The organism is Paractinoplanes toevensis (assembly GCF_018332695.1).
Taxonomy (GTDB): domain Bacteria; phylum Actinomycetota; class Actinomycetes; order Mycobacteriales; family Micromonosporaceae; genus Actinoplanes; species Actinoplanes toevensis.
In genome coordinates this window covers 1-770 of record NZ_BOQN01000287.1, presented here as the reverse complement: position 1 = coordinate 770, position 770 = coordinate 1, and the positions used below count along the sequence as shown (strand labels likewise).

At 68.1% G+C, this 770-nt stretch carries 1 protein-coding gene; it reads right to left on the bottom strand.

The genetic code is table 11. From position 1 onward, the window contains the following. Positions 1-62: 62 nt before the first annotated feature. On the bottom strand, positions 63-770 hold a 708-nt coding region (locus Ato02nite_RS51265), incomplete at its 5' end, for a ribose-phosphate pyrophosphokinase (RefSeq protein WP_213014010.1).

The following is a 770-nucleotide window of genomic DNA, read 5'->3' as shown; positions in this document are numbered from 1 at the left end:
CGAGGAGTGAGCCGGTTTTGCTAGCCCCGCAGCGCGAACGAAAGGCGGGCACCCACTGAAAATCAGCTGAGACCACCGAACAGGGTGGTCACCGAGCCGTCGTCGAACACCTCGCGGATGGCCCGGGCCAGCAACGGAGCGATCGACAGCACGGTGATCTTGTCGAGCCGCTTCTCCGGCGGGAGCGGCAGCGTGTTGCACACCACCAGCTCGCTGATCCGGCTGTTCTTCAGCCGCTCGGTCGCCGGGTCGGACAGCAGGGCGTGCGTCGAGGCCACGATGACGTCGGCCGCGCCCTCGTCGAACAGGATGTCGGCGGCCTTGGTGATGGTGCCACCGGTGTCGATCATGTCGTCGACGATCAGGCACACCCGGCCCTCGACCTCGCCGACCACCCGGTTGGCCACCACCTGGTTGGGCTTCAGCGGGTCACGGGTCTTGTGGATGAACGCCAGCGGACAGCCGCCCAGCCGGTCGGTCCACCGCTCGGCCACGCGCACCCGGCCGGAGTCGGGCGCCACCACGGTCATCGGACGGCCGGCGAACTTCTTGACCACGTGCTCGGCCAGGATGTCCATCGCGAACAGGTGGTCGACCGGGCCGTCGAAGAAGCCCTGGATCTGGGCGGTGTGCAGGTCGACCGTGAGGATGCGGTTGGCACCGGCGGTCTTCAGCAGGTCGGCGACCAGGCGCGCGGAGATCGGCTCCCGGCCGCGGTGCTTCTTGTCCTGCCGTGAATAGGGATAGAACGGCAGCACCACGGTGATCCG